Genomic DNA, 1,988 nt, shown 5'->3' on the forward strand with positions numbered 1-1,988 from the left:
AAATCTTAGCCTCTCGGGCCTGCTGAGGACTCAGCACCTGTTGACCAAAGCCTTGGGCCATGGGGTCGCTTCACTTTGATGAGGGAAATGCTTTCCCATTAACCCTCTGCCACTACTCTTCCGCTGTCTCAAGGGCAACGAATCCTCAAACTTCTATCCCTGCTATTCTGTCAAGTACAATTTATACCAAATTAGATGCGATTACCCTGCTCAATTAATCGAGGTGCCCTCTCTAAAATTGATGGCGAATCTCATCAATTTCTTGAAGTATAAAAGGTAGATTTGGATAGCTGAAGTCAATATTTGGAGCGGGGATACGATTGCGCTTTGGTAGTGCATTAATCTACGGGTCAGAGAAAAAAACAGCCAAAAACAGCAATCTACTGCCGTAAGGTCTCTAGGGTCGCCTGATTATTCTCTAGCCTGTACGAAATAGGACTACCCCACAGACTACGGCTTGCGACCGATAGATCATCTGGTGCATATCCAAAGATTTCAACAATATCTTTGCTTGGTCTCTGAATCATTTTTAGCCACCTATCATTGATTTTATTGATTCTCCAATAGCCTTCGCCATAAGAGTTGGAACGGCATTGCCAACCTGCTCATATTGCTGAGTAACACTCCCTGTAAATTTGTAATGATCTGGAAATGACTGAATACGTGCCGCTTCATGTACTGAAATGACTCGATCTTGTGTCGGATGAAAAAAACTGCCCCAGTGAGGATCACATTTAGTGAGGACAGTCGAGCATAGAGTATCAGGATGTAGTCTCCCATAACGTTTAGTGTGATCGCTGCGGCGTGCTCTTTTCATTCCAGCGGGTAAGAGATCGTAGGGAATATCATGCCAACTTCCGCCTTGTGGAATGTATTTTAAGCGTTCTAGATTTAACTTTCCTAGATTTGCACAGCTATGATTCCAAACCTTATATGAGTTTCGACGCAAGTTAGATTGATACTCATTCTGGGGATTTTGGTAGTCCTATTTCGTACAGGCTAGAGAATAATCAGGCGACCCTAGAGACCTTACGGCAGTAGATTGCTGTTTTTGGCTGTTTTTTCTCTGACCCGTAGATTAATGCACTACCGGGATTTTTTGCATAGTCTAGCATTTCATTTCGACTTCCACTCTCAATCGGCGGCAGATCAGAAATGGCATCCCATACGGTTGTATGCTGCTTTAAGCTGGAGGCAAAGAGGGGCGTAATATCAAAGCACAACTCCTTGGCTCCTGCAAAATTGGCTACTGCACTAGCATTATGTGTAGGTTGTGGAAATTTAATTGCTTTGTTGCTTTGCCTAATACCTATGGGCACCTCGATTAATTGCCTTATTGCGAGTTTCTGGAGCCTGAAACCGTTAGCCTCTCGCAGGCGTTCTCAATAAAATCCGTATTTTTCGAGGTGCCCCTATAAATATTGTCCTGAAACGCATTTGCGGTACGCCATAGTGCCCTGCGAACAAGATTCGATGGGGCGCATCCAGCGGTTGGGGGAGTAGGCAAAAAAAGAGGGTGCAGGGAAAATAGTCTCTGCACCCAACACAAATGATGACTATGAGCATAGCGCCCGGACTGAGCGACTGGCTAGATCAACCCGAGAGAAAAGATCGTCTATCCGCATTGTCGGCGGCGATGCCCCTGACAGGGATGGTGATGGTGGCGTTGCAAGTGGGCTTGATGGTAGCCCGTTGGCTGCTGGAGACGGAGCTCACCCGTCGTGCCCAAGCGCCTTCAGACTGGCCAACCTGCCCCCACTGTGGGAGCCGTCTGCACTCGAAAGGGTTTCAGCGACGGCAGATGCAGACCTTGGTCGGTGCGATGGCCTGAAAGCGACGGGTGGGTCGCTGTCCTCGGGGCTGCCCTGAGAGCCAGCGGGTGCCGCTCGACGAAGCCTTGGGCATTGCCCCCTATCAGCAGAGCAGCGAGGAATTGATGCGCTTGGGTTGCTTGCTGAGCGTGATGATGCCCTACGCCCAGGCCAGTG

General features: G+C 48.4%; 1 protein-coding gene. It reads left to right on the forward strand.

Annotated elements, in window-relative coordinates; genetic code table 11:
• Nucleotides 1–1,558 precede the first annotated feature (1,558 nt).
• Nucleotides 1,559–1,831 carry a hypothetical protein gene (locus H6G62_RS27025; RefSeq protein WP_190500912.1) on the forward strand — a complete coding sequence of 91 codons (273 nt, stop codon included), beginning with the start codon at nucleotides 1,559–1,561 and terminating at the stop codon, nucleotides 1,829–1,831.
• Nucleotides 1,832–1,988 lie beyond the last annotated feature (157 nt).

Source organism: Phormidium sp. FACHB-1136 (assembly GCF_014697375.1).
Taxonomy (GTDB): Bacteria; Cyanobacteriota; Cyanobacteriia; order Phormidesmidales; family Phormidesmidaceae; genus Nodosilinea.

Coding starts and splice junctions, on each gene's coding strand:
- H6G62_RS27025 (WP_190500912.1), top strand. CDS start 1,559: ATGAGCATAGCGCCCGGACTGAGCGACTGGCTAGATCAACCCGAGAGA.